General features: G+C 66.8%; 23 protein-coding genes. All 23 read left to right on the top strand.

Translation table 11 applies throughout. The features are described 5' to 3' along the window. Positions 1-2: 2 nt before the first annotated feature. The 23 genes from nrfD (at position 3) to ENSA7_RS24490 (ending at position 24938) form a co-directional block, all read left to right on the top strand. Positions 3-1391 carry an NrfD/PsrC family molybdoenzyme membrane anchor subunit gene (nrfD, locus tag ENSA7_RS24595; protein ID WP_106091780.1) on the top strand — a complete coding sequence of 463 codons (1389 nt, stop codon included), beginning with the start codon at positions 3-5 and terminating at the stop codon, positions 1389-1391. Between the two features lie 12 nt (positions 1392-1403). Next, positions 1404-1970: a DUF3341 domain-containing protein gene (locus tag ENSA7_RS24590; protein WP_106091779.1), complete on the top strand. Its 567-nt coding sequence runs from the start codon at positions 1404-1406 to the stop codon at positions 1968-1970. Continuing rightward, complete coding sequence (locus ENSA7_RS24585) at positions 1970-2656, top strand: c-type cytochrome (RefSeq protein ID WP_106091778.1); 687 nt, start codon at positions 1970-1972, stop codon at positions 2654-2656. The genes ENSA7_RS24590 and ENSA7_RS24585 overlap by 1 nt, the downstream gene beginning before the upstream one ends. Next, positions 2653-3975 (top strand): quinol:cytochrome C oxidoreductase, encoded by a 1323-nt coding sequence (locus ENSA7_RS24580; protein WP_106091777.1) that lies wholly within the window; start codon positions 2653-2655, stop codon positions 3973-3975. Before ENSA7_RS24585 ends, ENSA7_RS24580 begins: the two co-directional genes overlap by 4 nt. Before the next feature lie 11 nt (positions 3976-3986). Next, the gene (locus ENSA7_RS24575; protein WP_106091776.1) at positions 3987-4604 is read left to right on the top strand and encodes a hypothetical protein; all 618 of its coding nucleotides are present in this window, start codon (positions 3987-3989) and stop codon (positions 4602-4604) included. Positions 4605-4653: 49 nt separating this feature from the next. Then, positions 4654-5568 (top strand): SCO family protein, encoded by a 915-nt coding sequence (locus tag ENSA7_RS24570; RefSeq protein WP_106091775.1) that lies wholly within the window; start codon positions 4654-4656, stop codon positions 5566-5568. Positions 5569-5609: 41 nt separating this feature from the next. Next, the gene (gene coxB, locus ENSA7_RS24565; protein WP_106091774.1) at positions 5610-6584 is read left to right on the top strand and encodes a cytochrome c oxidase subunit II; all 975 of its coding nucleotides are present in this window, start codon (positions 5610-5612) and stop codon (positions 6582-6584) included. A gap of 14 nt (positions 6585-6598) precedes the next feature. Next, positions 6599-8272 (top strand): cytochrome c oxidase subunit I, encoded by a 1674-nt coding sequence (gene ctaD / locus ENSA7_RS24560; protein ID WP_280524033.1) that lies wholly within the window; start codon positions 6599-6601, stop codon positions 8270-8272. Between the two features lie 27 nt (positions 8273-8299). Further along, a complete protein-coding gene (locus ENSA7_RS24555) occupies positions 8300-8968 on the top strand; it encodes a cytochrome c oxidase subunit 3 family protein (RefSeq protein WP_106091773.1) in 669 nt (222 codons plus the stop codon). Between the two features lie 7 nt (positions 8969-8975). Beyond that, on the top strand, positions 8976-9461 hold the full coding sequence (locus ENSA7_RS44105) for a cytochrome C oxidase subunit IV family protein (protein WP_181234063.1): 486 nt from the start codon (positions 8976-8978) through the stop codon (positions 9459-9461). Between the two features lie 285 nt (positions 9462-9746). Next, positions 9747-10844, top strand: a complete 1098-nt coding sequence (gene moaA, locus ENSA7_RS24545) for a GTP 3',8-cyclase MoaA (RefSeq protein ID WP_181234062.1) — start codon at positions 9747-9749, stop codon at positions 10842-10844. 12 nt (positions 10845-10856) lie between these two features. Further along, positions 10857-11273: a cytochrome c maturation protein CcmE gene (locus tag ENSA7_RS24540; protein WP_106091771.1), complete on the top strand. Its 417-nt coding sequence runs from the start codon at positions 10857-10859 to the stop codon at positions 11271-11273. 9 nt (positions 11274-11282) lie between these two features. Beyond that, positions 11283-13331, top strand: coding sequence for a heme lyase CcmF/NrfE family subunit (locus ENSA7_RS24535; protein WP_106091770.1), 2049 nt, complete (start codon positions 11283-11285; stop codon positions 13329-13331). Beyond that, positions 13324-13911: a hypothetical protein gene (locus ENSA7_RS24530; RefSeq protein WP_106091769.1), complete on the top strand. Its 588-nt coding sequence runs from the start codon at positions 13324-13326 to the stop codon at positions 13909-13911. Before ENSA7_RS24535 ends, ENSA7_RS24530 begins: the two co-directional genes overlap by 8 nt. Next, on the top strand, positions 13908-16007 hold the full coding sequence (locus ENSA7_RS24525; RefSeq protein ID WP_146158090.1) for an Ig-like domain-containing protein: 2100 nt from the start codon (positions 13908-13910) through the stop codon (positions 16005-16007). Before ENSA7_RS24530 ends, ENSA7_RS24525 begins: the two co-directional genes overlap by 4 nt. Next, the gene (gene ccmA, locus ENSA7_RS24520) at positions 16004-16738 is read left to right on the top strand and encodes a heme ABC exporter ATP-binding protein CcmA (protein ID WP_106091767.1); all 735 of its coding nucleotides are present in this window, start codon (positions 16004-16006) and stop codon (positions 16736-16738) included. Before ENSA7_RS24525 ends, ccmA begins: the two co-directional genes overlap by 4 nt. 129 nt (positions 16739-16867) lie before the next feature. After that, the gene (locus ENSA7_RS24515; RefSeq protein ID WP_146158089.1) at positions 16868-17668 is read left to right on the top strand and encodes a heme exporter protein CcmB; all 801 of its coding nucleotides are present in this window, start codon (positions 16868-16870) and stop codon (positions 17666-17668) included. Between the two features lie 12 nt (positions 17669-17680). Then, positions 17681-18364, top strand: a complete 684-nt coding sequence (gene ccsA, locus ENSA7_RS24510; RefSeq protein WP_106091765.1) for a cytochrome c biogenesis protein CcsA — start codon at positions 17681-17683, stop codon at positions 18362-18364. 10 nt (positions 18365-18374) lie between these two features. Continuing rightward, positions 18375-18671, top strand: a complete 297-nt coding sequence (locus tag ENSA7_RS24505) for a hypothetical protein (RefSeq protein WP_106091764.1) — start codon at positions 18375-18377, stop codon at positions 18669-18671. Next, positions 18668-18841: a hypothetical protein gene (locus tag ENSA7_RS44100; RefSeq protein WP_181234061.1), complete on the top strand. Its 174-nt coding sequence runs from the start codon at positions 18668-18670 to the stop codon at positions 18839-18841. The genes ENSA7_RS24505 and ENSA7_RS44100 overlap by 4 nt, the downstream gene beginning before the upstream one ends. A gap of 61 nt (positions 18842-18902) precedes the next feature. Further along, positions 18903-20048 carry an acyl-CoA dehydrogenase family protein gene (locus tag ENSA7_RS24500; RefSeq protein ID WP_106091763.1) on the top strand — a complete coding sequence of 382 codons (1146 nt, stop codon included), beginning with the start codon at positions 18903-18905 and terminating at the stop codon, positions 20046-20048. A 39-nt stretch (positions 20049-20087) separates the two neighbouring features. Next, positions 20088-20915 (top strand): glutamate racemase, encoded by an 828-nt coding sequence (murI, locus tag ENSA7_RS24495; RefSeq protein ID WP_106091762.1) that lies wholly within the window; start codon positions 20088-20090, stop codon positions 20913-20915. Between the two features lie 522 nt (positions 20916-21437). Next, positions 21438-24938, top strand: a complete 3501-nt coding sequence (locus ENSA7_RS24490) for a TonB-dependent receptor (RefSeq protein ID WP_244923897.1) — start codon at positions 21438-21440, stop codon at positions 24936-24938. The last annotated feature ends 225 nt before the right edge of the window (positions 24939-25163 follow it).

Here is a 25163-nt window from a genome sequence, read left to right as displayed (position 1 = left end):
TCATGGCTTCCAAAGAACGCGATCCTCTCGACCCCGTCCGCGGGCGCAAGCTGCTCGTCGAAGGCGGGCCGAGCTTCCACGACCTCACCGAGCAAGTCTGCACGCCCGTCGAGCAGCCTGGCCTCGCATGGTGGTTGGCGTTTTTGCCGGCCCTCGGCGGCCTGTCCATCTTCGGCGTGTCGCTGTTTTGGCTGCTGTGGCGGGGCGTCGGCATCTGGGGCCTCAACAACCCGGTCGACTGGGGCTGGGCGATCGTCGACTTCGTCTTCTGGGTCGGCATCGGTCACGCCGGTACGCTGATCTCGGCGATCCTGTTCCTGTTCCGGCAGCAGTGGCGCACGGCGGTCAACCGATCGGCCGAGGCCATGACCATCTTCGCGGTCATCTGCGCCCTGACCTTCCCCACCTTCCACACCGGGCGGCCGTGGGTCATCTACTGGGCGCTGCCGCTGCCCAACCAGATGCAGATGTGGCCCAACTTCCGCAGCCCGCTGCTGTGGGACGTGTTCGCGGTTTCTACCTATTTCACCGTTTCGCTGCTGTTCTGGTACGTCGGCCTGATCCCGGATCTGGCGACCATGCGCGACCGCGCGACCACCAAGATCCGCCGGTTCGCGTACGGGCTGTTCTCGCTCGGCTGGCGCGGCTCGACCCGCCACTGGCAGCACTACGAGAAGGCCTACCTGCTGCTCGCCGGCCTCGCGACCCCGCTGGTGCTCTCGGTCCACACGATCGTCAGCTTCGACTTCGCGGTCTCGCAGCTGCCCGGCTGGCACACCACGATCTTCCCGCCCTACTTCGTCGCGGGCGCGATCTTCTCCGGGTTTGCGATGGTGTTGACCCTGCTCATCCCGATCCGCAAGTGGTACGGGCTCGAGCACATCATCACGATCAAGCACCTCGAGAACATGGCGAAGATCATCCTGCTGACCGGCAGCATGGTCGGCTACGCCTACGCGATGGAGTTCTTCATCGCGTGGTACTCGGGCAACCCCTACGAGTCCTTCGCGTTCGTCAACCGCGCGTTCGGGCCCTACGCCTGGGCCTACTGGATCATGATCAGCTGCAACGTGATCACGCCGCAGCTGGTGTGGTTCAAGAAGATCAGGCGCAGCCCGGTCGCGCTGTTCGTGCTGTCGATCTTCGTCAACATCGGCATGTGGTTCGAGCGCTTCGTGATCACGGTGACCTCGCTCAGCCGCGACTTCCTGCCGTCGAGCTGGGACTACTACTCCGCCACGATCTGGGACGTCGGCATGCTGGTCGGCTCGTTCGGGCTGTTCTTCACGCTGTTTTGCCTGTTCATCCGCTACCTGCCCATGATCGCGCTCGCCGAGATCAAGGCAGTCATGCCCGCCGCCAATCCACACCCCCCAGGTGACGACCACTAGGAGCTGACTGCCATGGCCGAGCCCAAACAGGTTTCCAAGCAGGCTTCCAAGCAGAAGAAATTCGGCGTGCTCGCCGAGTACGACAGCGCCGCGGCGATCTTCAAGGCCTGCGAGAAGGTCCGCGACGCCGGCTACAAGCGCTGGGACTCCTACACGCCGTTCCCGGTCCACAACCTCGACAAGGCCATGGGCATCAAGCCCTCGGTGCTGCCGTGGATCGTGTTCGCGTGTGGCATGACGGGCGCGGCCTCCGGCCTGCTCTTGCAGTGGTGGTCGTCGACGATCGCCTACCCGCTGGTCATCGCCGGCAAGCCGCTGTTCTCGTTTCAGGCCAACGTGCCGGTGACCTTCGAGCTCGGGATCCTGTTCTCGGCGTTCGGCGCCGTGTTCGGGATGCTGGGCCTGAACAAGCTGCCCCAGCTCTACCACCCGCTGTTCAACATCGCTCGGTTCGCCCGCGCGACGGACGATCGCTTCTTCATTGCGATCGAGGCCAGCGACCCCAAGTACGACCTCGAGAAGACGCGCAAGCTCCTCGAAGAGACCGCGGCGGTCGCGGTCGAGGAGGTGGACGACTAATGCGTAAGCCATCCAAACCCGCGCTACACAGCGCCGTCCTCGGCCTCGTCGGTGTCGTCGCGGCGGGCACCCTGACTGGCTGTTGGGGCAACCGCTCCGAGGATCCGCCGGTCCACATCGTCTGGAACATGGACTTCCAGGACAAGTGGGACCCGCAGGAGCGGACCGAGATGTTCGACGACGGGCGGGTCATGCGGTCCCCCGTCGAGGGCACGGTCGCGCGCGGCTACCTCAAGGACGACGACCTGCTGTGGCGCGGCCGCGACTTCGACGGCCGCCTCGCCGACCAGCTGCCCGAGAGCATCAAGCTCGACGCCGCGCTGCTCGAGCGCGGGCATGAGCGCTACGACATCTACTGCGCGCCCTGCCACGACCAGAGCGGGCAGGGGATCGGCCCGGTCACCCAGCGCGGCGGCGGCTTCAAGGTCGCGCCGGCCAACCTGCATCAAGAGCGGCTGCTGCCGATGCCGCTCGGCTACTTCTACGAGGTCATCACCAACGGGAAGCTGCCCAACATGCTGCCTTACGCGGCGCAGATCCCCGTCGAGGATCGCTGGGCGATCGCCGTGTGGGTCCGCGCGCTGCAGATCCACGGCAAGGACAAGGGCTGGGCGGCGGCGCCCGTGACCGCGAGCGCGGTCGTCGAGCCCCCCAACCCGCACACGGTGAAGGAGGGCGCGCAATGAGTGCTCACCATAAAAAAGTCTCGGACATCGAGGACAAGCAGATCCAGATCGACAAGGCCAGCCTGTGGGCCAAGCTGCCGATCATCGGCGCGGTCTTGGCTGTGGCCGGGTTCGCGCTCGGCTACTTCTCGCCGAGCCCCGGCGGGGTGTTCGCCGAGGACGCGCACCTGTGGCACGCCAAGCAGTGGACGGCCTACCTCAACGGCTTCATGTTCGCGCTCTCGCTCGGGTTTGGCGGGATGATCTTCGTGATCATTCAGCACCTGGTCCGCGCCAACTGGTCGATCGTGGTCCGGCGCCTGGCCGAGAACGCGATGTTCACCCTGCCGTTCGTGGCGCTCGGCGGGCTGCCGCTGCTGATGGGCGACACCGGCAAGAACGTGTTCGAGTGGATGCACGTCGAGGAGATGCTCCACGACCCGATGCTGCAGGCCAAGGCCGCGTACCTCAACACCGACGCGTTCGCGGCCCGGTTCGCCCTGTACCTGTTCTTGTGGGGGGTGGTCTGCCTGTTGTTCTGGAAGTGGTCGCGGGCGCAGGACAACGCCAAGACCACCGAGGAGGCCGACGCGCTCTCGTACAAGCAGCGCTTCTTGGCACCGATCGGGCTGGTGGTGTTCGCGCTGTCGATGACCTTCGGGGCGTTCGACTTCATGATGTCGCTCGACCCGCACTGGTTCTCGACGATCTTCGGCGTCTACTACTTCGCCGGCATCGCCCTGACCTTCCATGCTTTCCTGGTCATTGTCTGCTTTTTCTTGCAGCGCGGCGGGATGCTGCAGGGCGTCGTCACGCCCGAGCACTATCACGACCTGGGCAAGTTCATGTTCGGGTTCACGGTGTTCTGGACCTACATCGGGTTCAGCCAGTACTTCCTGATCTGGTACGCGAACATCCCCGAGGAGACCGACTGGTTCCAGTACCGGGCCCACGGCCAGTGGCTGAGCCTGAGCATGCTGGTGATCTTTGGGCGCTTCGTGCTGCCGTTCTTCCTGCTGCTTCGGCGCGGGTGGAAGCGCAACCCGAACTACCTGGTGTGGATGGCCTTCTTCGTGGTCGGCATGCAGTTCATCGACATGTTCTGGCTGATCCAGCCGCCCTTCGCCCACCACGCAGCCTCGGCCGCGCACAAGGCCGGGGCCGTCGAGGTCGCCGAGTACTTCCACAACAGCATCACGCTCACGGGCGCTGACTTCGGCTACTTCATCGGCTTTGTCGGCCTGTTCCTGGCGCTGTTTGGGTGGTCCCTGACGACCAGCAAGCTGGTTGCGATCAAAGATCCGCGGCTCGAAGAGTCGCTCAACCACGAGAACTTCTAGGAGCCGCGAACATGTCAGACCACGGACATCACGATCCCGGCGGACACGAGCTCGAGGCGATCAACACCAAACTGTTGTTTCGCCTGCTGGTCTCGCTCTCCTTCATCACCCTCCTGGCCTGCGTGGTGGTGGTGCAATGGTTCTACGCCCAGCGGCGCGAGCTCGACGCGCAGTACGCAGCCGACGGCTCGACCTTCCTGCTCGAGTACAAGGCCAAGATGGCCACCGACCTCGAGGGCATCGATCGGGTCGCGCAGGATATGGCTGGCAACCCGGCGCTGCTGGCTGCGCCGCCGGCCCCGCCGGGCTGGATGCACCCCGACGATCTCGTCGCGGGCGTGGCCGCGGCCCCCGCTGGCTCGCACGACGATCACGGCCACGACGAGCCCGATCTCGACGCGCCAGTGCCCGTCGAGCCGGCCAACGGCGAGCCGGTTCCCGAGGGCGAGGGCGAGATCGATACTAACGATGATGACGCCACGCCCGAGCCCGCAGAGGCCGACAGCGGCGACGAGGCCGCGCCCGCCGACAAGCCCGACAAGCCGGCCGACGACCAAGACGCGCCGAAGCCAGCCAAGCCCAAGCCGGCCAAGCCCGCCGAGCCCGCGCCCGCCAACGACGGCGAGTGAGCTCCCGATCCACCCCGATCCTCATCGTTCAGATCACCAGTCGCGTCCCATGACCACCCGCACCACAGCCGCCAAGCTGCTCGCCGTGACCATCACGTCGATCGGGCTATTGGTTGCGGGCCTGCTGGTGTTGGGGACGGCGCAGGCCCGGCCTGGCCGCGACGGTCCGCGGCTCGGTGACGCCCGCGCGGGCAAGAACCTCTCGCCCGAGGCCAACGAGATCGCGGTCGACGAGATGCTCGGCGGCCGGCTCGACATGGATCTGGCGTTCGTCGATCACGACGGCAAGTCCGTGAAGCTCGGCGACTACTTTGACGGCGAGCGGCCGGTGCTGCTGACCCTCAACTACTACCGCTGCCCAACCCTGTGCAGCCTGCAGCTCAACGGCCTGACTCGGACCCTCGACCAGTTCGACTGGCAGGCCGGCGAGGAGTACCGGATCGTCACGGTCAGCATCGATCCCCGCGAGGGGCCCGAGCTCGCGGCCAGCAAGCGGGCCTCGCACCTCGAGGCGCTCGGGGTCACGGATCTCGACTGGAGCTTCCTGACTGGCGACGCCGCGCAGATCCGCATGCTCGCGGCCCAGCTCGGGATTGGCTACGCCTACGACGCCGAGCAAGATCAGTACGCGCACCCGGCCGTGCTGATGTTCGCCTCGCCCGAGGGCAAGGTCGCCCGGTATCTCTACGGCCTCGAGTATCAGCCCAGCGACGTCAAGTTCGCGCTGATCGAGGCATCCGAGGGCCGCGTCGGCAGCCCCGTCGACAAACTCATCTTGTCCTGCTTCCACTACGACGCGTCGTTGGGGGAGTACGGACCGTTTGCAATGGGGATAATGCGCCTTGGCGGCGCGTTGATGGTCCTCATTGTCGGAATTCCACTGGTCTTCGTCTGGCGGCGCGAGCGTCGTCGGCGGATTCACCCCCTGGGTGGAAACCCCAGCGAGCTGGAGGCTACGGCGTGATCGCTACTTTCATCCCTCCCGAAAAACTCGGCACCCCCAAGATGTCGGACACCCCCTGGGAGCTGCTCCCGACCGCCTCGAACCATGCGGCCTCGCTCGATGGCCTCTATGTGTTCTTGACGATCATTTGCGGCATCTCCTTCGTGCTCGTGATCGGCGCAATGGTGTACTTCATGGTGAAGTACAAGAAGCGCAGCGACAACGACAAGACCTCGCCGCTGACCCACAACGGCAAGCTCGAGTTCGGCTGGAGCGCGGTCCCGGCGGTGTTCTTGATGCTGTTCTTCGTCTGGGGCGAGCTCGACTTCGTCAAGCTGAGCGCGCCCCCGGCCGACGCGATCGACATCCGGGTCACCGGTCAAAAGTGGTACTGGACGATCGAGTACCCCGGCCGGCCCGTGGCCGCGACGACCGCGGCGCTCGACGGTGAGGTCGCGCCCCTGCTGATCGTCCCGCTGAATCAGCCGGTCCGCCTGCTGATGACCAGCAAGGACGTCATCCACTCGTTCTACATCCCCGCGTTCCGGGTCAAGAAGGACGTGGTCCCGGGTCGCTACGCCTCGGTGTGGTTCACGGCGATCCAAGAGGGCACGTTCCCGGTGTTCTGCACCGAGTACTGCGGCGACGAGCACTCCTCGATGCTGGCGATCGTCAAGGTCGTGCCCCCGGACCAGTACGAAGAGGCGGTCCGGGCCGCGACCACGCTCGAGCAGGGCGAGGGCGAGACCGTCGAGCAGTTCGGCGAGAAGGTCTACAAGTCCTTCGCCTGCAACTCCTGCCACAACACCGACAGCACCATCAAGGTCGGCCCCGGCTTCGGCGGCGTGTTTGGCAAGACCGAGACCTTCACTGACGGCGCCAGCGTGGTCGTCGACGAGAACTACATCCGCGAGTCGATTTACACCCCCAACGCGAAGGTGGTCGCGGGCTTCACCCCGCAGATGCCGTCATTCGCCGGGCAGATCAACGACGAACAGATGAACGCGCTCATCGCGTACATCAAGTCGCTCGAGTAATCGGGAGATAGAGCATGTCTGACGACAGCAAGAAATCCCAGTCGGGGGCCCAATCAGGGGCCCAGTCCGAGGCCCAGTCCGAGGCCCACAAGCCGGAACCCAGCTATCTGACCGCCCAGCGCGGCCTGATGTCTTGGGTGGTCACCATCGACCACAAGCGCATCGGCCTGATGTACCTGACGGCCACGCTGTTCTTCTTCTTGATCGCTGGCCTCCTGGCCATCACCTTGAGGACGGAGCTGTTCACCGGCCAGCAGGACTTCATGTCGGCGGCGACCTACAACAAGGTCTTCACGCTGCATGGCGCGATCATGGTGTTCTTGTTCATCATTCCGTCGGTCCCGGCGGCGATGGGCAACTTCGTGCTCCCGCTGATGCTCGGGGCCAAGGACGTCGCGTTTCCCAAGCTCAACCTGCTGAGCTTCTACATCTACTGCATCGCCGCGGTCATGTTGATCCTGACCCTGGTGTTGGGCTCGCTCGACACCGGCTGGACCTTCTACACGCCCTACTCCAAGACCACCGGTACCGCGGTGATCATGGCGACGATGGGCGCGTTCGTGGCCGGGTTCTCGTCGATCCTCACCGGGATCAACTTCGTGGTCACCACCCACAAGATGCGCGCGCCAGGCATGACCTGGAACCGCATGCCGCTGATGGTGTGGGCGCTCTACGCGACCGCGCTGATCCAGGTGATGGCGACCCCGGTCCTGGCGATCACGCTGTTCTTGCTGGTCATCGAGCGGACCTTGAGCATCGGGATCTTCGATCCCGCGATGGGCGGCGACCCGGTCCTGTACCAGCACTTCTTCTGGTTCTACAGCCACCCGGCCGTCTACATCATGATCTTGCCGGGCTTCGGGATCATCTCGGAGCTGATCACGGTCCACAGCCGCAAGCACATCTTTGGCTACCGGGCCATCGCGATGTCCTCGGTTGCGATCGCGGTCATCTCGTTCGTCGTGTGGGGCCACCACATGTTCGTCTCGGGCCAGTCCGAGCTCGCGGGCATCGTGTTCTCGTTCCTGACCTTCGTGGTCGCGGTGCCCACGGCGATCAAGGTGTTCTCGTGGGTCGCTACGCTCTACGGCGGCTCGATTCGCTACACCACGCCCATGTGGTACGCGCTGGTGTTCCTGTGGACCTTCACGATCGGCGGGCTCACGGGCGTGTACCTGGGCACCCTGTCGATCGACGTGCACCTTCACGACACCTACTTCGTGGTCGCGCACTTCCACTACGTCATGGTCGGCGGCACCGTGGTCGCGTTCCTTGGCGGGCTGTTCCACTGGTGGCCCAAGATGTTCGGCCGGATGTACAACGAGACCCTTGGCCGGATCTCGGCGCTGTTGGTGTTCATCGGCTTCAACACCACCTTCATGACCCAGTTCTTCTTGGGTCACCAAGGCATGCCGCGTCGCTACTACGCGTACCTGCCCGAGTACGAGGCCATGCACCAGGTCTCGACCATCGGATCCTGGATCCTCGCGGTCGGGCTGTTCCTCGTGCTGTTCACCCTCATACACGCGATCAAATACGGCGAGCGCGCCTCCAGCAACCCGTGGAACGCGGTCTCGCTCGAGTGGCACACCGCGAGCCCGCCGATCGAGCACAACTTCCACACCACTCCGACCGTCACCGGGAGTCCCTACGACTTTCCGGAGATCGACAAGACCGGCAAGCACTGACATGCGACTGCGACTGGAGCGACTTCCATGAGCACCAAGGCATCAGAACACGAGGACCGTCCGTGGTTCCTCGCTCACCACTTCGACACCGTTGGTCAGCAGGTCAGCTCGGCCAAGCTGGGCATGTGGCTGTTCGCCTGCACTGAGGTGCTGATGTTCAGCGGCCTGTTCCTGGCCTACTTCATCATCCGGCAGCTGTACCCGGAGATGGTGCTGACCGCGTCCGAGGAGCTCAACAAGACCGCCGGTGGCTTCAACACCATCGTGCTGTTGACCTCGTCGTTCACGATGGCGCTCGGGGTCCGGGCCGCGCAGACCAACAACAACAAGGCGCTCCAGCGCAACTTGTTGATCACGATCGGCTGCGCGATCGCGTTCATGATCGTCAAGTACTTCGAGTACACGGCCAAGATCGAGCACGGGCTGCTGCCGGGCGAGTACTACAGCGCGCTCGAGCACGGCTACATGCTGCCCAAGTACTCGCGCGTGTTCTACGGCGTGTACTTCACCATGACCGGGCTGCACGGCGTCCACGTGTTGGTCGGCATCGGCGTGCTCTCATGGATCTACATCCGCGCGCGGCGGCGCGAGTTCAGCTCGGAGAACTACGTCGCGGTCGAGAACGTCGGGATCTACTGGCACATCGTCGACCTCGTGTGGATCTTCCTCTTTCCGCTCCTCTACCTGGTGAAGTGAGGCAGTCATGGCGCACTCAGACTCCACTCAAAACTCCACCGTTTATCTGAACGGAAAGCTGGTCGAGAACCCGCACGAGGACACCCACCACGTCAGCCCGGTGTGGGAGTTCTCGCTCGTGTTCGGCGCGCTGCTGTTCCTGACGATCTTGACCTACCTGGTCTCGTACGCGGGGCTCGGCCCGGCGAGCTTGCCGGTCGCGATGCTGATCGCGTTCATCAAGGGCTCGCTGGTCGTCGGTTTCTTCATGCACCTCAAGTATGAAGACCGGTTCTACGCGTTCTTGCTCTGCGTCACGATCTTGTTCGTCTCGATCTTCTTCACGTTCGTGTTGTTCGACATGAGCACCACCGCCGAACTCAATGAAGAGGCGGGCATCGAGTACAAGCGGCACGTCGAAGACAGCGCCGAGGCGGCCGAGGCCGCCGCCGCGCGACAGGCGGCCGAGGCCGCGGGGGCCGCACCTGCACCCGCGGCTGCCGGTCACCACTGAGCTCGAGCGATCGATCGAGCTGTCTCGAGAGCCCGGCCCTGCGCCGGGCTCTTTTGTTTTGGTTGGCGCTGGTTGGCCCAGCGAACTCGGCGCCTGTGCCCGTTCGCGCGGATCCTGGCGCAACCTCCCGTGTCCGGACGGGTGCGGGTGGGTGCATGGATCCTCGCGCTGTGGCAAGCTATGCGCGCGAATGCGGCGTTTTTTCTACGTGTGCGCCCGTTCTGTGCGGACTTCAGCGGGCGTATGCCCTCACGCTCGCGTGGGGCGACGCGCCACGGTGCGGCCATGAGGCTGGTTCAGCTGCGCAAGCCTGCCGCCGTTTTGGCGGCCGGGCAGTCAGTCGGGGCAGGGGACGACGGTCCCGTGCTCGTCGATCGGCTCGAGCGCCGGGTTCGGTACCTGCGGGTCTCGCTGACCGATCGCTGCAGCATGCGCTGCACCTACTGCATGCCGCCCGAGGGGATCGAGCACGTCGATCGCAGCGAGGTGCTCAGCCTCGAGGAGGTCGCGCGCATGGTCGCAGCGTTCGCCGCCTGGGGGGTCGAGCGCGTGCGTTTGACCGGCGGTGAGCCAACGTTGCGGCGCAACCTGACGTGGCTGGTCCAGCGCCTGACACAGCTGCGCACCCCCAGCGGCGCGCCGCTGCGGGTCGTGATGACGAGCAACGGCGAGCTGATCGAGCGGCTCGCCGGGCCCCTGAAGGCGGCCGGGCTCGAGACCCTGACGATCAGCCTCGACAGCCTCGACCGCGAGCGCTTCGCCGCGATCACCCGGCGCGACAAGCTCGACCAGGTCGTGGCTGGGTTCGCGGCCGCCCACGCGGTCGGGCTGCCGCTCAAGCTCAACACCGTGGCCGTGCGCGGCTTCAACGACGACGAGCTCGGCGCGCTGTGTCGGTTCGCGTGGCAGCACGACGCGACCCCGCGCTTCATCGAGCTGATGCCGATGGCGGGCGGTCGGCTGTTCGTGCCCGGCGAGCTGATGCCAGCGGCGGAGATCCGCGAGCGCGTCGGCGCCGAGCTCGGCGCCGTCGTCGAGCTCGCGGACCAACCGCAGGGGCCGTTTGGCCCAGCTCAGTACTACGTGCTGCGCGGCGGCGCCCACGACGGCCGGCGGTTCGGCACGATCGCCGCGATGACGGAGAATTTTTGCGGGAGCTGCAACCGGCTGCGGGTCTCCGCCACCGGCCAGCTCCACGCCTGCCTCGCCCGCGACGACGCGGGCGATCTTCGCGGTGCCCTGCGCAGCGCGCAGGGCGAAGCTGGAGCCGCGGCGCTCGAGCGGGTCGTCCGGACCGCGCTGGGTCACAAGCGTGACGCGCACGGGTTCGAGCAGACTGGCGAAGGCGGCCCGCGCAAGGCAATGATCAGCATCGGCGGCTAATCGGAGAACCACATGGCACTCAGCACAGGCACCCAGATTGGCATCGGCTTGGCCGTCATCGGCGCGGTCGCGTTCTTGGTCTTCTCGTCACCCGACGAGGGCGTGCTCGAGTACGTCTACGCCGACAAGGTCGTGGCCTCGCCCGACGACTTCGTCGATCGCGAGTTCAAGGTCCACGGCAACGTCGTCGAGGGCACGCTCGCGCAAGACCCCAGCGACGACACCTATCACTTCGTGATCGAGTTCAAGGGCAAGCGCCTCAAGGTGATCTACGACAACCTGCTGCCCGACACCTTCGTCGAGGGCGGCGAGGTCGTGCTCACCGGCACCTTGGATCCCCAGGCGATGATCATCCGCTCGACCGAGATGACCGCGAAGTGCCCCTCGAAGTACGAAGAAGAGGAAGCCGCGCCCGTCAAGCGCAGCTGAGCCACCATCATGAGCGTCGCGACCCTCGGCACCATCACCCTCCTCGTCCTGTTTGCGGTGTGTCTGACGACCATCGCCCTCGCCATGATCGGCGCGCACCGCAAGTCGGCGCGCCTGGTCGAGGCCTCGGTTCAGGGCATCTACGCCGTGGCCACGCTCGCGGCGTTCAGCTCGTCGCTGATCATCTACGCGTTCTTGGCCGACGACTTCTCGATCCAGTACGTGCACCACACCAGCGACTCGGCGATGCCGCTGTTCTACAAGATCACCGCGTTTTGGGGTGGTCTCGACGGCTCGCTGCTGTTTTGGGTGCTGCTGCTCAGCGTGTTCTCGGCGCTGGCGGTCAAGGCCAACCGCCGCCGCCACGAAGACATGATCCCGCACGTGATCTGGATCCTGGCGGCGATCGATCTGTTCTTCATCGCGGTCCTGATCTTCACCAAGAACCCGTTCGAGCCGTTCATCCTCGAGCCGGAGCTGGCCGGGAATTCGCGCGGGCTCAACCCGCTGCTGCAAAACTTTTACATGATCATCCACCCGCCGAGCCTGTACCTCGGCTACGTGTCGCTGGCGGTGCCCTACGCGTTTGGCATGGCCGCGGTGATCACCGGGCAGGTCGACACAGCCTGGCAGCAGAGCGTGCGCCGCTGGACCTTGTTCTCGTGGACCTTCCTGGCCCTGGGTCTGATCCTGGGCGGGCTGTGGGCCTACGAGGAGCTGGGCTGGGGCGGCTACTGGGCCTGGGACCCGGTCGAGAACGCGGGGCTGATCCCCTGGTTCACGGCGACCGCGTTCCTGCACTCGATCATGATCCAAGAGCGCCGCGGCATGCTCAAGCGCTGGAACATCTCGCTGGTGATCCTCAGCTTCTGGCTGAGCATCGTCGGCACGTTCTTGACCCGATCGGGCATGGTCCAGAGCGTGCACGCGTTCGGTAAGGATCCGCAGCTCGCGTGGATCTTTGGCGTGTTCCTGATCGTGATCTTGGTCGGCAGCTTTGGCGCGGTCGCCTGGCGCTGGCAGCTGCTGCGCTCGCACGCCGAGCTCGAGAGCCCGCTCAGCCGCGAGTTCGCGTTCCTGCTCAACAACTGGGTGCTGCTGGCCATGGCCTTCTTCGTGCTCGGCTCGACGATCTGGCCGACGATCAGCGAGTGGCTGCTCAGCGATCGCATCACGATCCGCGAGAGCCACTACAACCACTACATGGGCCCGGCCGGTCTGGCCTTGCTGTTGTTGATGGGCATCGGGCCGCTGCTGGCGTGGCGCCGGACCTCGACCGAGAGCTTGCAGCGGCAATTCTTGATCCCGCTGGTGTTCGGGGTCCTGACCACGCTGCTGGCGATGGGGCTCGAGTGGCTGCGGCTGCGCGAGCAGCTGGCGGTGATCGGCGCGATGCCGAGCGCGGCCGAGCTCGGCGCGGCCTGGCGCGACCACGTGTGGGCGCTGTCTGGGTTCGGGCTGTGCGGGTTCACGCTGGCCACGATCATTCAGGAGTTCGCGCGCGGGCTCGCGGTCGCCAAGCGCAACAACCCCAAGCTGTCGCTGCTCGACGCGGGCATCCGCCTGCTGGTCCGGGCCCGTCGCCGCTACGGCGGCTACATCGTCCACCTCGGCGTGGTCTTGATGATCTTCGGGTTCATCGGCAAGGCCTACGGGATCGAGCGCAAGGTCAACGTCGTGCCCGGCGAGGTGGTCCCGCTCGGCGACTACGAGATCAGCCACATGGGCCTGCTCGCAACCGAGGACTGGCAAAAAGAGATGATCACCGCCGAGCTCGGGGTCCTGCGCGACGGCGAGCTGGTCGACGTGCTCCGGCCCGCGCGCTGGTGGTACTTCCAGCTGCCCGACCAGCCGACCACCGAGGTCTCGCGCTACATGACCGTCAGCGAGGATGTCTACGCATCCATGCAGACCGTCGACCTGACCACGGGCAAGACCCAGCTGCGCCTGTTCATCAATCCGCTCGTCAACTGGGTGTGGCTGGGCACGGTGATCATGCTGTTCGGCGCGGCGATCTGTATTGGGACCCGGCGCGAGCAGGGGGCCAACCATGGCTGACGCCGGGCAAAAGCCTGGCGCCGAGCCGCGCGACGGCAAGTCGTTCTGGGTGTTCGTCGCGCTGTCGCTCGCCGTCGCCCTGGCGGTCCTGCTGGGCCTCGCGTTTGGGGCCGGCGCCGAGCTCGACGCACCCACGCTCGCGCTCACGGTCGCCTGCGTCGTGATGATCTGGGCGCTGCGGGCCATGTGGGGCATTGTCGTGGCGCTCGCGCGGCCGGGCGTGCAGAGCCTGATCGTCGAGGCCGACCTCGGCGCCGATCACTCCACGCTGACCGAGCTGCGCGAGGAGAAGCGCCGGGTGCTGCGGGCGATCAAGGAGCTCGAGTTCGACCACGCGATGGGCAAGCTCTCCGACGAGGACTTTCGCAAGGTGGGGGATCGCTATCGCGTGCGCGCGATCGAGGTCATGCGCCAGCTCGCTAGTGACGACGACCTGCACCCGCAGCTCATCGAGCACCTCGCCGCGCTGGGCGTGAAGTTGGCCGCGGCGGGCCAGGCGGTTGGTTCCGACGCCGAGGCCGATGCGAAGCATGAGCCTGAGCCAAACACTGAAGCACAGGCCGAGGCGGTGACCTCATGAGCCGCCACTGCCTTCGCCGCGTGCTGCTCGGGGCGACCCTGACCTGCGCGGCGATCTCTCTGGCGACGCCGGCTGTCACTCACGCCGCGCCGCCGCCGGGCATGCCCGACCCCGCTCAGATGTCCGGGATCCCGCGGCCGGATCCCAACCTGATGCCCGGCACCGTCACGGTTCGCTGCCTCGACGGCGGGTTCGCCAACCCGGAGCTCGGCGTCGAGGTTCGGCTCGAGATCTCGACCGCCGCGGGCCAGCAGATCCGCACGGCGACCACCGCGGATCAGGGCCGGGCCATGTTCACCGGGCTCGACGAGTTCCTGGGCAACCAGGTGGTCGCCACGGCGACCGTCGCCGGCCAGAGCTTGCGCTCGCAGCCGTTCAACCTGGGCCCGCAGGCGGGCGTCGCCCTGTTGTTGGTGGCCACCGATGCAGGCGCTCAGGCCACGCCCGACGCCGCGCCCGGCCAGCCGCCGCACGCCCAGCCAGCCGATCCCCACGGCGGGCAGGGGGCTCAGCCGCTGCCGGGCATGCCGTTCCCGCTCGCGGGCCGACCCCCCGGCACGCTGATCGTCGGGGCTCTGGATCTCGGCAGCGCCGATCCAGCTGTGGGCGGGATCGCGGGCCCGCTCGCCAACATCGAGGTCACGCTCACCGCCACGATCCCCGACTCGGATCAACCGCACGTCGAGGTCGCGACCACCGACGTCGACGGCCGGGCGATGTTCGAGGAGCTCGACCAGCGCCTGCCCGAGGGCGCGACGATCGTCGTCGAGGCCGTGCTGCAGCCCGGCGAGGCCCCCCGGCGCTCACAGAGCTTCAGCCTGGGCGAGAGCGCCTACGCGCTGATCCTGACCCGCGGTGAGCAGGCTGCCCAAGCGCCGCCTCCACCACCGCAGCCGCAGCAGGGCCGGATGCAGGTCCCGCCGCCCCGGGTCGATCGCGGTCTACAGCCCGGCCAGGTCCGGGTCCTGGTGTTCGACGCCCACGATCAGCCGGTCGCCGATCAAGCGGTGATCATCAACAGCAGCCAGGCGACCGGCGGCGCTGGCAATCGGGTCGGTCACACCGACGCGCAGGGCATGGCGATCATCGACGACGTGCCCGTCGAGGCCGACATGCTCTCGCAGGTCCGCGTGATCCACGAGGGCGCGCCGTACTCGAGCACCCTGTTCGAGATGCCCACGGACGCTGGCGCGGTCGTGATGCTGCGGGTGTTTCGGCCGACCGGTGACCGCACGCGGGTCCGCAGCGCCCTGCAGATCGATGTGTCCCCGCGCGAGAACGACATCGCCGCGGTCAGCTTCAACTACGCCGTGTACGTCGACGGTGACGAGGCCTTCTGGGCGCCGGGTGGCATGACCCTGTTCGGCCCGCCGGGCACCCGCAGCATGCACATCATGGAGGAGTCGAAGGCGTGGCTCCTGCATGACGGCGAGACCCCGTGGGCCCAGCTCGACCGCCCGCTCGAGCCCGGCGTCGAGCTGCGCCTGAGCTTCGCGGTTGGCGTGGCGCACGACGGTGAGCTCGCGATCGAGTGGAGCACCCCGTTTCCCCTGGTCGAAGACGCCTCGCTCGTCAGCGTGCCCGAGGCGCTCGCGGTCACCCACGGGGTCGCTGGCACGCCCGAGGTCGATCCCCACGCGGGTCGCGACGGCGGCCCGATCGAGCTCTACGAGCTCGGGGCCCAGCCGTTTGCGATCGGCGTGTGCGACCTGCTGGCGCGGGCCGGGCACGGCTGCCCGATCGCCGGGTGGGGCGGGTCCGACGTCTCGATCGTCGTCGAGGGCCTGCCGACCCGCAGCCGGGTGTGGCCCTACACCGCCTGGGGGTTGCTGGGCGTGACCGGCCTCGGCGTCGCGATCAGCATGCTCTTGCGTCGCCGGGTCGGGCCCCGAGAGGCCCTGCTGACCCGGCGCGACGCGTTGATCGCCGAGCTGGTCGCGCTCGATGAGCGAGCCGACGACACGCCGAAGGTTCGGACCCAGCGGGCCCAGCTGCTGCTCACCCTCGACCGGGTGTACCGTCAGCTCGAGGCGCTCGGCTCCGAGGGTGGGGCTGGTCCTGGTGCTGGTCCCGGTGCTGGGCCCGGGGCTGGGTGAACTCGACCGCGAGCCAGGCCTCGATCTTGCCGGTCGAGCTGCGCGGGGTGACCTGCCGGTTCGGTCGCAAGGCGGTGCTGCGTGGCGTCGAGATGGAGCTGCGCGCGGGCGAGATCGTCGGCCTGCTCGGCCAAAACGGCGCGGGCAAGACCACGCTGTTCACGATCTTGGTGGGCCTGCGCCAGGGCGACGCGGGCGCGCGGCTGTTCGGGGGGGTCGAGCGGCGCGAGGTCGAGCTCGAGATCCGCGCGCGCCTGGCCTGGCTCGCTCACGATCCGCAGCTGTACCCGCTGCTGAGCGCGCGCGAGAACGTCGAGCTGTTCGTGGATCTGGCCGGCAGCACCCGCCCGAGCGGCGCGCCCACGCCCCGCGCGGTGCTCGAGCGCCTGGGCCTGGCCGACGTCATCGATCGTCCGGTCGGCACCTTCTCACGCGGCATGGCCCAGCGCGTCGCGCTGGCGCGGGCGCTCGCGCTGGAGCCCGAGCTGCTGATCCTCGACGAGCCATTCACGGCCCTCGATCGGGCCGGGCGTGAGCTGCTCGCCGACTTGCTCCGGGCCGAGGCAGCTCGCGGCGCCGCGGTGTTGCTGTCGAGCCACGATCTCGACGTCGTCGCCGAGCTCGTGGATCGGGCGTTGCTGCTCGACGCAGGCGTGATCGCGCTCGAGGTCCAGCGCGAGCGGGGCCAGACCACCGACGAGTTTCGGCGGCGGCTGAGCGCGAGCTTGTGAGCGCCTCCGCCCGCGCGCGGACGCCTTGCGCAAGGTCACACGCTCGAGCTGGCCGGCGGCCAGAGCTCGAGCCGCCGCCACCGCCGGGACCGCTGACCCGCTTGGCATCGGCTGGGCGCTGGGCCCCGCGTGGCGTACCTTCCTCCGCAGCGCATGCGCCTGCTGCGACAGACCTGGCTCCTCGCACGCAACGACCTCCGCCAGGAGGCGCGGCGGCTCGAGCTGGTGTTGACGGCCGGGTTCTTCACGCTGGTCGTGGTCGTGATGTTCGCGCTGGCGTTCTTCGCCCTCGATGGATCCGTGCAGCGCAAGGCGATCCCGGGCATGGTGTGGCTGTGTATCGCGTTCGTCGGCGCGCTGACGCTCACCCGGGTGTTCGATCGCGAGCGCGAGTCGAACACCCTCGCGGCGCTGCTCGCCGCCCCGGTCGAGCGCCTGGCGATCTATCTGTCCAAGCTGCTGGTCACGCTGGTGGTGTTGCTCTCGTGCTCGGCCCTGCTGGTGCCCGGGCTCGGCCTGCTGTTCCCCAGCTCGCAGGTGTTCAGCGCCAACCCGCTCGCGCTGGTCGCCCTGATCGTGCTCGGGTGCCTGGGCTACGCCGCCGTCGGCACCCTGTTCGCGGCCGGGCTCGCAACGAGCAGCGGCAAGAACGTGCTGCTGTCGGTGATCCTGTATCCCCTGACCACGCCCGTGCTGCTGTTCGCGCTGGTCGCGACCCAGCGGCTGCTCGAGGGGCACCCCGAGCTGTGGGGAACGCTCTCGCAGATCGCCGCGCTCGACGTCGTGTTGATCGGCGTGGGCGCGTGGCTGTTCGAGACGGTGCTGATCGGCGCGGCGCACTCGAGCCCCGCGCACTCGAGCCCTGCATCCAATGGGTCCGCTCGCGCCGCTGCGGTGTCCGCCCGGGCTCGATCCAAACCAGTGAACTGAGGAGCTGAGCGCATGAAGTACATCCCCTACGCGCTGTTGGTCGGCGCCGCCGCGCTGTTTCCCTACTGTGTGCAGCGCGTGTTTCTGCACACCCCGATCGAGGCCGAGATGGGCACGGCCCAGAAGATCTTCTACTTCCACGTGCCGCTCGCGTGGATCTGCATGCTGTTCGCCGTGATCTGTGGGATCGCGGCCGGCGTTCAGCTGCGACGCCGATCGGAGCGGGCCGAGGCGCTCGCGGTCGCGGCCGGCGAGATGACCGTGCTCGCGGGCGTCGGCGTGCTGATCACCGGGCCGATCTGGGGCGACGCGACCTGGGGCACCCCGTGGACCGGCGACGCGCGCCAGGTCTCGACCGCGCTGCTGTGGCTGGTGTTCGTGGCCTACCTGCTGGTCCGCGAGTACGGCCCGCCCAACTCCGAGCGGATCGCCGCCGCGCTGGCGATCTTTGGTGCGATCGACGTACCGATCATCTACTACGCCGTGAAGATCTGGAAGACCACGCACCCGCAGACGGGCGTGGTCGGCTCGCTGCCCCAGAGCATGTGGAACACGCTGTTCATCTGCCTGGCCGCCCTGATGATGCTGAGCATCGCGCTGGTCTGGATCCGCGCCGCGCAGGCCCGGCTGGCGATCGCCCTCGACCAGGCGTGGATCGCCGCCGACACCCAACAGCGCGCCGCGCAGCCGGCCTGAGGAGCTTCTCATGGACGAACTGAATGTCTTCGAGCAACCCGAGCAACCCGAGCAAGCCCAAGCTTCGACGGAGGCGCCTGGCGAGGCACCCGGCACCACGAAGGTCGAAGGCCGCGACCCGGCCACCGTTCGGCTCAAGCGCGCCTACGAGGCCGAGGTCGAGAACAAGGTCGCCTCGGACTACAGCCACATCGTGTGGGCCTACGGGGTGATCTGGGCGATCTTTGCGATCTACGGCGCGATCTTGTGGCGTCGCGCCAGCGCCCAGCGTGCCGATCTCGCCGCGCTGCAAGCCAAGCACAAATGACGCTCGGCCACTTCATCTACATCCCTGGCATCTTGTTGCTCGGGATCGTGATCGGCTACGTGATCGGTGGTCGCCGAGCCGAGCTCGCGGCCGATGATCAAGGCGAAAAAGATCAGCGCAAGGCCGCCCGCGACGCGCGTCGACGGGCCCGCGATCGAGTGAGCGAGTGACCGCGCTTGCGACCATCCGGTGCTGCGGCTATCAATGCCCGCCCGAGTCCGAGCAGGTCCCATGTACAACCCACAGATCAGCGACGAGCAAAATCAGCTAGTCGACACCGCGCGCAAGTTCACCGCCGAGGTCATCATCCCGGCCGCGCACGAGTACGACGAGTCTGAGACCTTCCCCACCGAGATCTTCCGCCAGGCCTTCGACCTGGGCCTGATGAACGTCGAGATCCCCGAGGCCTACGGCGGGCTCGGGCTCGGCACCGTCGAGGGCTGCCTGATCTCCGAGGAGCTCGCCTACGGCTGCCCGGCGGTTGCGACCTCCATGATGTGCAATCACCTCGGCGCGCTGCCCTTGATGGTCGGCGGCAGCGAGGAGCAAAAGCACACCTGGCTCGAGCGCCTGATCGAGAATTTCGAGTTCATCAGCTACGCCTGCTCCGAGCCCGACGCCGGGTCCGACGTCGCGGGCATGAAGTCGCGCCTGATCGCCAAAGACGGCGGCGGCTACTCGCTGACCGGGCAAAAGCGCTGGATCACCAACGCCGGCCAGGCCAGCATGTACACCGGGTTTGCGACGATCGACCCGGCCCTCAAGCACAAGGGCATCACCGCGTTCGTGGTCGACCGCAAGACCAAGGGCGTCAGCGTCGGTCGCAAAGAGAAGAAGCTGGGCCAGCGGGCCTCGGAGACCTCCGACGTGCTGTTCGACGACGTCGAGATCGCCGAGCAGAACATCCTGGGCGAGCCGGGCAAGGGCTTCTATATCGCCATGGAGGTGTTCGATAAGTCGCGCCCCATGATCGGGGCCTCGTGCGCGGGCATCATTCGTCGCTGCCTCGACGAGTCGCGCGCCTACGCGCTCGAGCGCAAGACCTTTGGGGTGCCGATCGCCAATCACCAGGCGATCCAGATGATCCTGGCCGACATGGCGATCGCCTACGAGGCCACCCGCGCGCTGTACCTCAAGGCCGCGTGGGAGGTCGACAACGACGTCAAGCGCACGATCACCTCGTCGCTGGCCAAGTGCTTCGGCGCCGACGCGGCGGTCAAGGCTGCGACCGACGCCGTCCAGGTGTTCGGCGGCTACGGCTACACCCGCGAGTACCCGGTGGAAAAGCTCTACCGCGACGCCAAGCTGATGCAGATCTACGAGGGCACCTCGCAGGTCCAGCGCATGGTCATCGCCAAGAACCTGCTCCGCGGCTGATTCGGGGAAGCGCCCCGGCTCCCTGCACGTCGCCAACGCATGCCGGATCCACTCAGTCCGATCGGCGTGTTCGACAGCGGCGTCGGGGGCCTGACCGTGCTCGCGGCGCTGCGCGAGCGGCTGCCGAACGAGCGCTTCTTGTACCTCGGTGACACGGCCCGGCTGCCCTACGGCAGCAAGAGCCCCGACACCGTTCGTCGCTACGCCCGCCAGGCCGCGGGCAAGCTGGTCGAGCGCGGCGTCAAGCTGCTGGTGATCGCCTGCAACACCGCCTCGGCCGTCGCCGTCGACGATCTCGCCCAGGCGTTCGCGCCGCTCCCGGTGATCGGCGTCGTCGAGCCCGGGGCCGCGGCCGCGTGCGCGGCGACCCGCAGCGGCCACGTCTTGATCACCGGCACCGAGGGCACCGTATCCGGCGGCGCCTACCAGCGGGCCATGCTCGCGCGCCGCCCCAACCTGAAGATCGACGCCGTCGCGTGCCCCATGTTCGTCGCCCTGGCCGAAGAGGGCTGGATCGACGGCCCGATCCCCGAGGCCGTCGCCCGCCGCTACCTCGAGCTCGAGCTCGCGGGCCCCGAGCGAACCCGCGTCGACACCGTCGTGCTCGGCTGCACCCACTTCCCGGTGCTGCGCTCGGTGCTCGAGCGCGTCTGCGGCCCCACCGTCACCTTCGTCGACTCGGCCCAGACCACCGCAGCCGTCGTCGCCGACGTCCTCACCCGCCAGCGCCTCGCCAGCTCGACCCCCGATCCCAGCAACCCCGTCCAGCTGCTGGCCACCGACGCCCCCGCCCGATTCGCCCGCGTCGGATCCGTCTTCCTCGGCCACCCCCTGACCCCCACCGAAGTCGAACTCCTCGACCTTTAGCGGAGGGATCTCAGCAACGTCCCCAACACTGGCCAGGTGTACCGGTACCCACCCACGCCCGCTCACGATTCATCCCCTCACGCGTTCGCCAGTCCGCCCACGAACCAAGGCCCCGATCCGCGGATCCGCCCGCAAGTGGGCCAGAAACCTGGCCCACGCTTATATAAGCCTGGCCCACGCCTCCATAAGTCTGGTACACAGGGCCTGTAAGTCGGCGACTGGCGACCCGTTGCCCGACGAGCCAACACCTCTCGCGCAGCCGCTTGCACGCCGCACGAGATCGCGTCTTCCGAACCACTACATCTTCGATCCAGCGTGCGCGGTTCGAGCTTGCTCGCTCGGCATGTTGGCCGTGGATCGCCCCCGTATGCGCTCGAACCTGTCCTCTGTGTCCCGAATGATCATCCCCGGCAGCACACGAACCGGTAAACAGGTCGGGGCTCTTGTGATATATCAGGCCGCCTCGGTTACTACCCGTGCGGCTCGTCCGACTGGTTTCGCACCGACAAGGAGCCCCCTCCTGTGAAGCGTTCCCTGCTCAAGTCCCTGATCTCCGTCTCGCTCGTGACGGTCCCTGGCTTCGCGCTTCTGCTCACTCCAGAGTTAGCAGAGGCTGCGCCACCGTCCAGTGACAAAGGCGTCATCAACGGCGTCGTCAAGAACTCGACCAACAGCCAGCCGATCGAAGACGCGATCGTGATCCTGCAGTGCACTTGCCTCAGCGGCGAGATCGAGCGCAGGACCAACAGTCGCGGCATCTACTCGTTCGCGGATCTGCCTTCGGGCAACTACACGATCCAGGTGCTCTCGGGTAAGGCCAACGTCTCGAAGATCACCCAGCTGCCGCGTGGCGCCAAGTTCCGGGCCAACTTCGCGCTCAACCCCGAGCAAGATCAGGTCATCGAGATCGTCGTCGAGGCCGCGCCTGTCGCCTCGAACCCGGCGGCCGCCATGACCATCGGCATGGAGGAGGCCAAGCAGCTCCCGGTCGGCTCCAACACCAGCCGCGACTTCACGGCCGTGGTCGACATCTCGCCCACGGCCAGCCGCGACGCCGCTGGCATCTCGCTCGCGGGCACGACCGGCGCCGAGACCAAGTACACCGTCGACGGCGCCAACATCACGAACCCCGCGTTCGGTACGGTCGGCGCGTCGATCGTCCAGGAGTTCATCCAGGACGTCGAGATCAAGGAATCCGGCTACGACGCCGAATTCGGCGGTGCCTCGGGCGGTCAGGTCTCGGCCCGCCGCGTCGCTGGCACCAACACCCTGCGCGGTGAAGCCGGCGTTCGCTTCACCCCACGGCTCGCCGAGCCCCGCCTGATCACCGCGACCGACGAGGCCCTGCGCGTGACCCAGGTCGGCGACTTCCAGGCCCAGGCCTACGCGGTCGTGTCTGGCCCGATCAAGAAGGACAAGGTGTTCTTCACGATCGGCCTCGCGCCCGGCGGCACCCAATTCACGCTGACCCAGAGCTTCTATAACCGCCAGGATCTCGACGGCTCGGGCGGCTACGAAGACTGCCCCTACGAGAACGGCACCAACGACTGCGTCGAGGGCGGCAACTACATCGCCTCCACCAAGTTCGCCTCGCAGAAGTTCCGAACCGGCGCGATCAACTTCCAGTACATCGCCGGCATCGACTGGGCCGTGACCCCACGCCACAAGATCGGCGTGACCGCGCTCGGTGGGCCCAGCTTCCTGCGCACCACCTACCGGCTGCCGTTCAGCTTCGATCCAAACGCGTTCGGCACCAACCCCAGCTCCGATCCACTCGGCGGCGCGGCCCGCATCGCAACCGGCGTCGTCAACGATCACTTCGGGACCACGCTCGGGCACACGACCTCGGTCGGCCTCAACTACGAAGGCCGCGTGCTCGACGACAAGATGGAGATCGACGCGGGCGTCTCCTACTACCAGTCGGTCTACGAGGACGCCTGGCGGCTCGACAACCCCAACCTCAAGAACCTCCCGGCCACCCAGGAGCAGGACTCGCAGGGCCGCAACCTCTACGAGTTCCTCGATCGCGCTGGCGCGGTCGGTGACGTCGAGGGCGTCGACGAGGCCTGTAACGGCGCGGATCTGCCAGGTATCGCCTGCCCAACTCGGCGCTGGCTGTCGGGCGGTATCGGCGAGTACGACCGCGACATTCAGCGGCGCGTCCAGGCCAACCTGGCCTTCACCCACTTCTTCGAGGCCGCGGGCTCGCACCAGGTCAAGTGGGGCGGCGCGATGTCGTGGGACAACCGTCGCAGCATCTACACCTACTCCGGCTCCAACGAGGCCAGCTTCTACGACAACTGCGCCGCGGGTGAAGAGGGCGGTGGCGAGTACTGCTACAACCCCGCCGACAACACCTACGAGTTCGATCGCGCGACGCGGGTCAACAACCACCGCTTCGTCCGGGTCGACACCGACAACCCCGATAACCGGTTCACGCGTGGGTTCGGGTCGGTCCGCCACGAGCAAAAAGATCTGCGCGCCATCGCCGATCCGCTCGGCCGTGGTGTCCGCATGGACAACTACGACGAGACGCTCTCGACCTTCAACTACGGCGTCTTCCTGCAAGACAAGTGGGCGATCTTGTCCAACCTCTACATCAGCGGCGGCGTCCGCTGGGAGGTCCAGGACATGCGCGACATCTTCGGCGACACGAAGATCCTGATCTGGGACAACGTCGCCCCGCGCGTCGGCGTCGTCTACGACTGGACCGACGAAGGTAAGAGCCGCCTCTACGCCAGCTACGGGTGGTTCTACCAGCCGCTCCCGCTGCAGCTGAACAGCCGCGTGTTCGGTGGTCTCGTCGGCGTCAACCGGTTCTACAACCAGAGCGACTGCTTCAACCAGACCACCACGATCGACGGCGTCTCGCATCCGCGCGTCGACGACCAGGGCCAGCCGACCGAGTACTGCGTCGACACCAACCAGGGCACCACCGGTCTGACCGAGGGCGCGATCGTCCCGCGGCTCAAGGGCAACTACAACCAGCAGTTCCAGGTCGGCTACGAGCAAGAGGTCGTCGAGGACCTGGTGCTCGGGTTCCGCTGGCTGCACACCGACCTCGGCCGCGCCGTCGAGGACGTGTCCGTCAACGGCGGCCAGACCTTCATCATCGCCAACCCCGGCGAGGCCGTCAGCAACAAGCACATCGAAGAGCAAAAGTCGCTGTGCTCGGATCTGCAGGCGCAGTTCGACGCGTTCGACCCGAACGACGAAGAGAAGAACACGATCGCCCGCGAGCTCAACGCTTGTAACAACAAGTCCCTCGCGTACGAGCAGATCAACGAGCAGTTCGACAAGCCCACCCGCAACTACGACGCGTGGACCTTCCAGCTGCAAAAGCGCTTCGCCAAGAACTGGCTGCTGCTCGCCAGCTACACCTACAGCCGCCTGGTCGGCAACTACGACGGCTTCGTCGACCCGATCAACGGCTCGGTCAACATCGGCGCCAGCGCCCAGTACGACACGCCCGAGCTGGTCCGCAACAGCTACGGTCCGCTGTCCAGCAACATCCCGCACCGCGCCAAGATCGACGGCTTCTACAGCTTCGACCTCAAGCAGGCCGGTCGCCTCACCCTAGGCACCAGCTTCCGGTTCCAGTCCGGGTTCCCGGTCAACGTTCGCTCGGACACCCCGAACTTCAACTACGCCGGGTCGTTCCTGATCTACATGCTCCCGCGCGGAGCCGGTGGCCAGGTCCAGCCCAACTATCAGTGGAACCTGAGCGCCGGGTATGCCTACCCGCTGCCCAAGGACCTCGAGATCGAGTTCAACGCTCGCGTGTTGAACGTGACCAACGCCAAGGCTGTCTTGCGCGTCGACGACATCTACACCTTCCAGGCCTCGCGTCCGATCGCCGGCGGCGACCTGGGGGATCTCAAGCACGCCAAGGTCTGGGCCCAAGGTGGCGGCGCGGACAACTTCTTCGGCCGCACGATCGTCCAACCGCAGGGCAACTACGGGGTCGAGACCTCGTTCCAGCAGCCCCTGTCCGCGCAGTTCGAGCTGAAGCTTCGGTTCTAACTCCAGGCTCACCTGCTCCCAAAAAGGGCGGCCTCTCGAGGTCGCCCTTTTTGTTGTTGTTGTTTTCAGCTCGGGCGAGGAGCCTCGCCCGAGCTGAAGACAGCCTCGCGTAAGTCGGGCTGGATGAGCGCGTTGCCGAGACGAACCCGCTGCGAACCGGGGTTGAACGCTCAGGGCCCGAACGCGAGGCCAAGGTGTCACGAATTACGCTTTCGAAGCTTGCGG

Source organism: Enhygromyxa salina (assembly GCF_002994635.1).
Classification (GTDB): domain Bacteria; phylum Myxococcota_A; class Polyangia; order Nannocystales; family Nannocystaceae; genus Plesiocystis; species Plesiocystis salina_B.
This window is presented reverse-complemented; position numbering and strand designations above follow the sequence as displayed.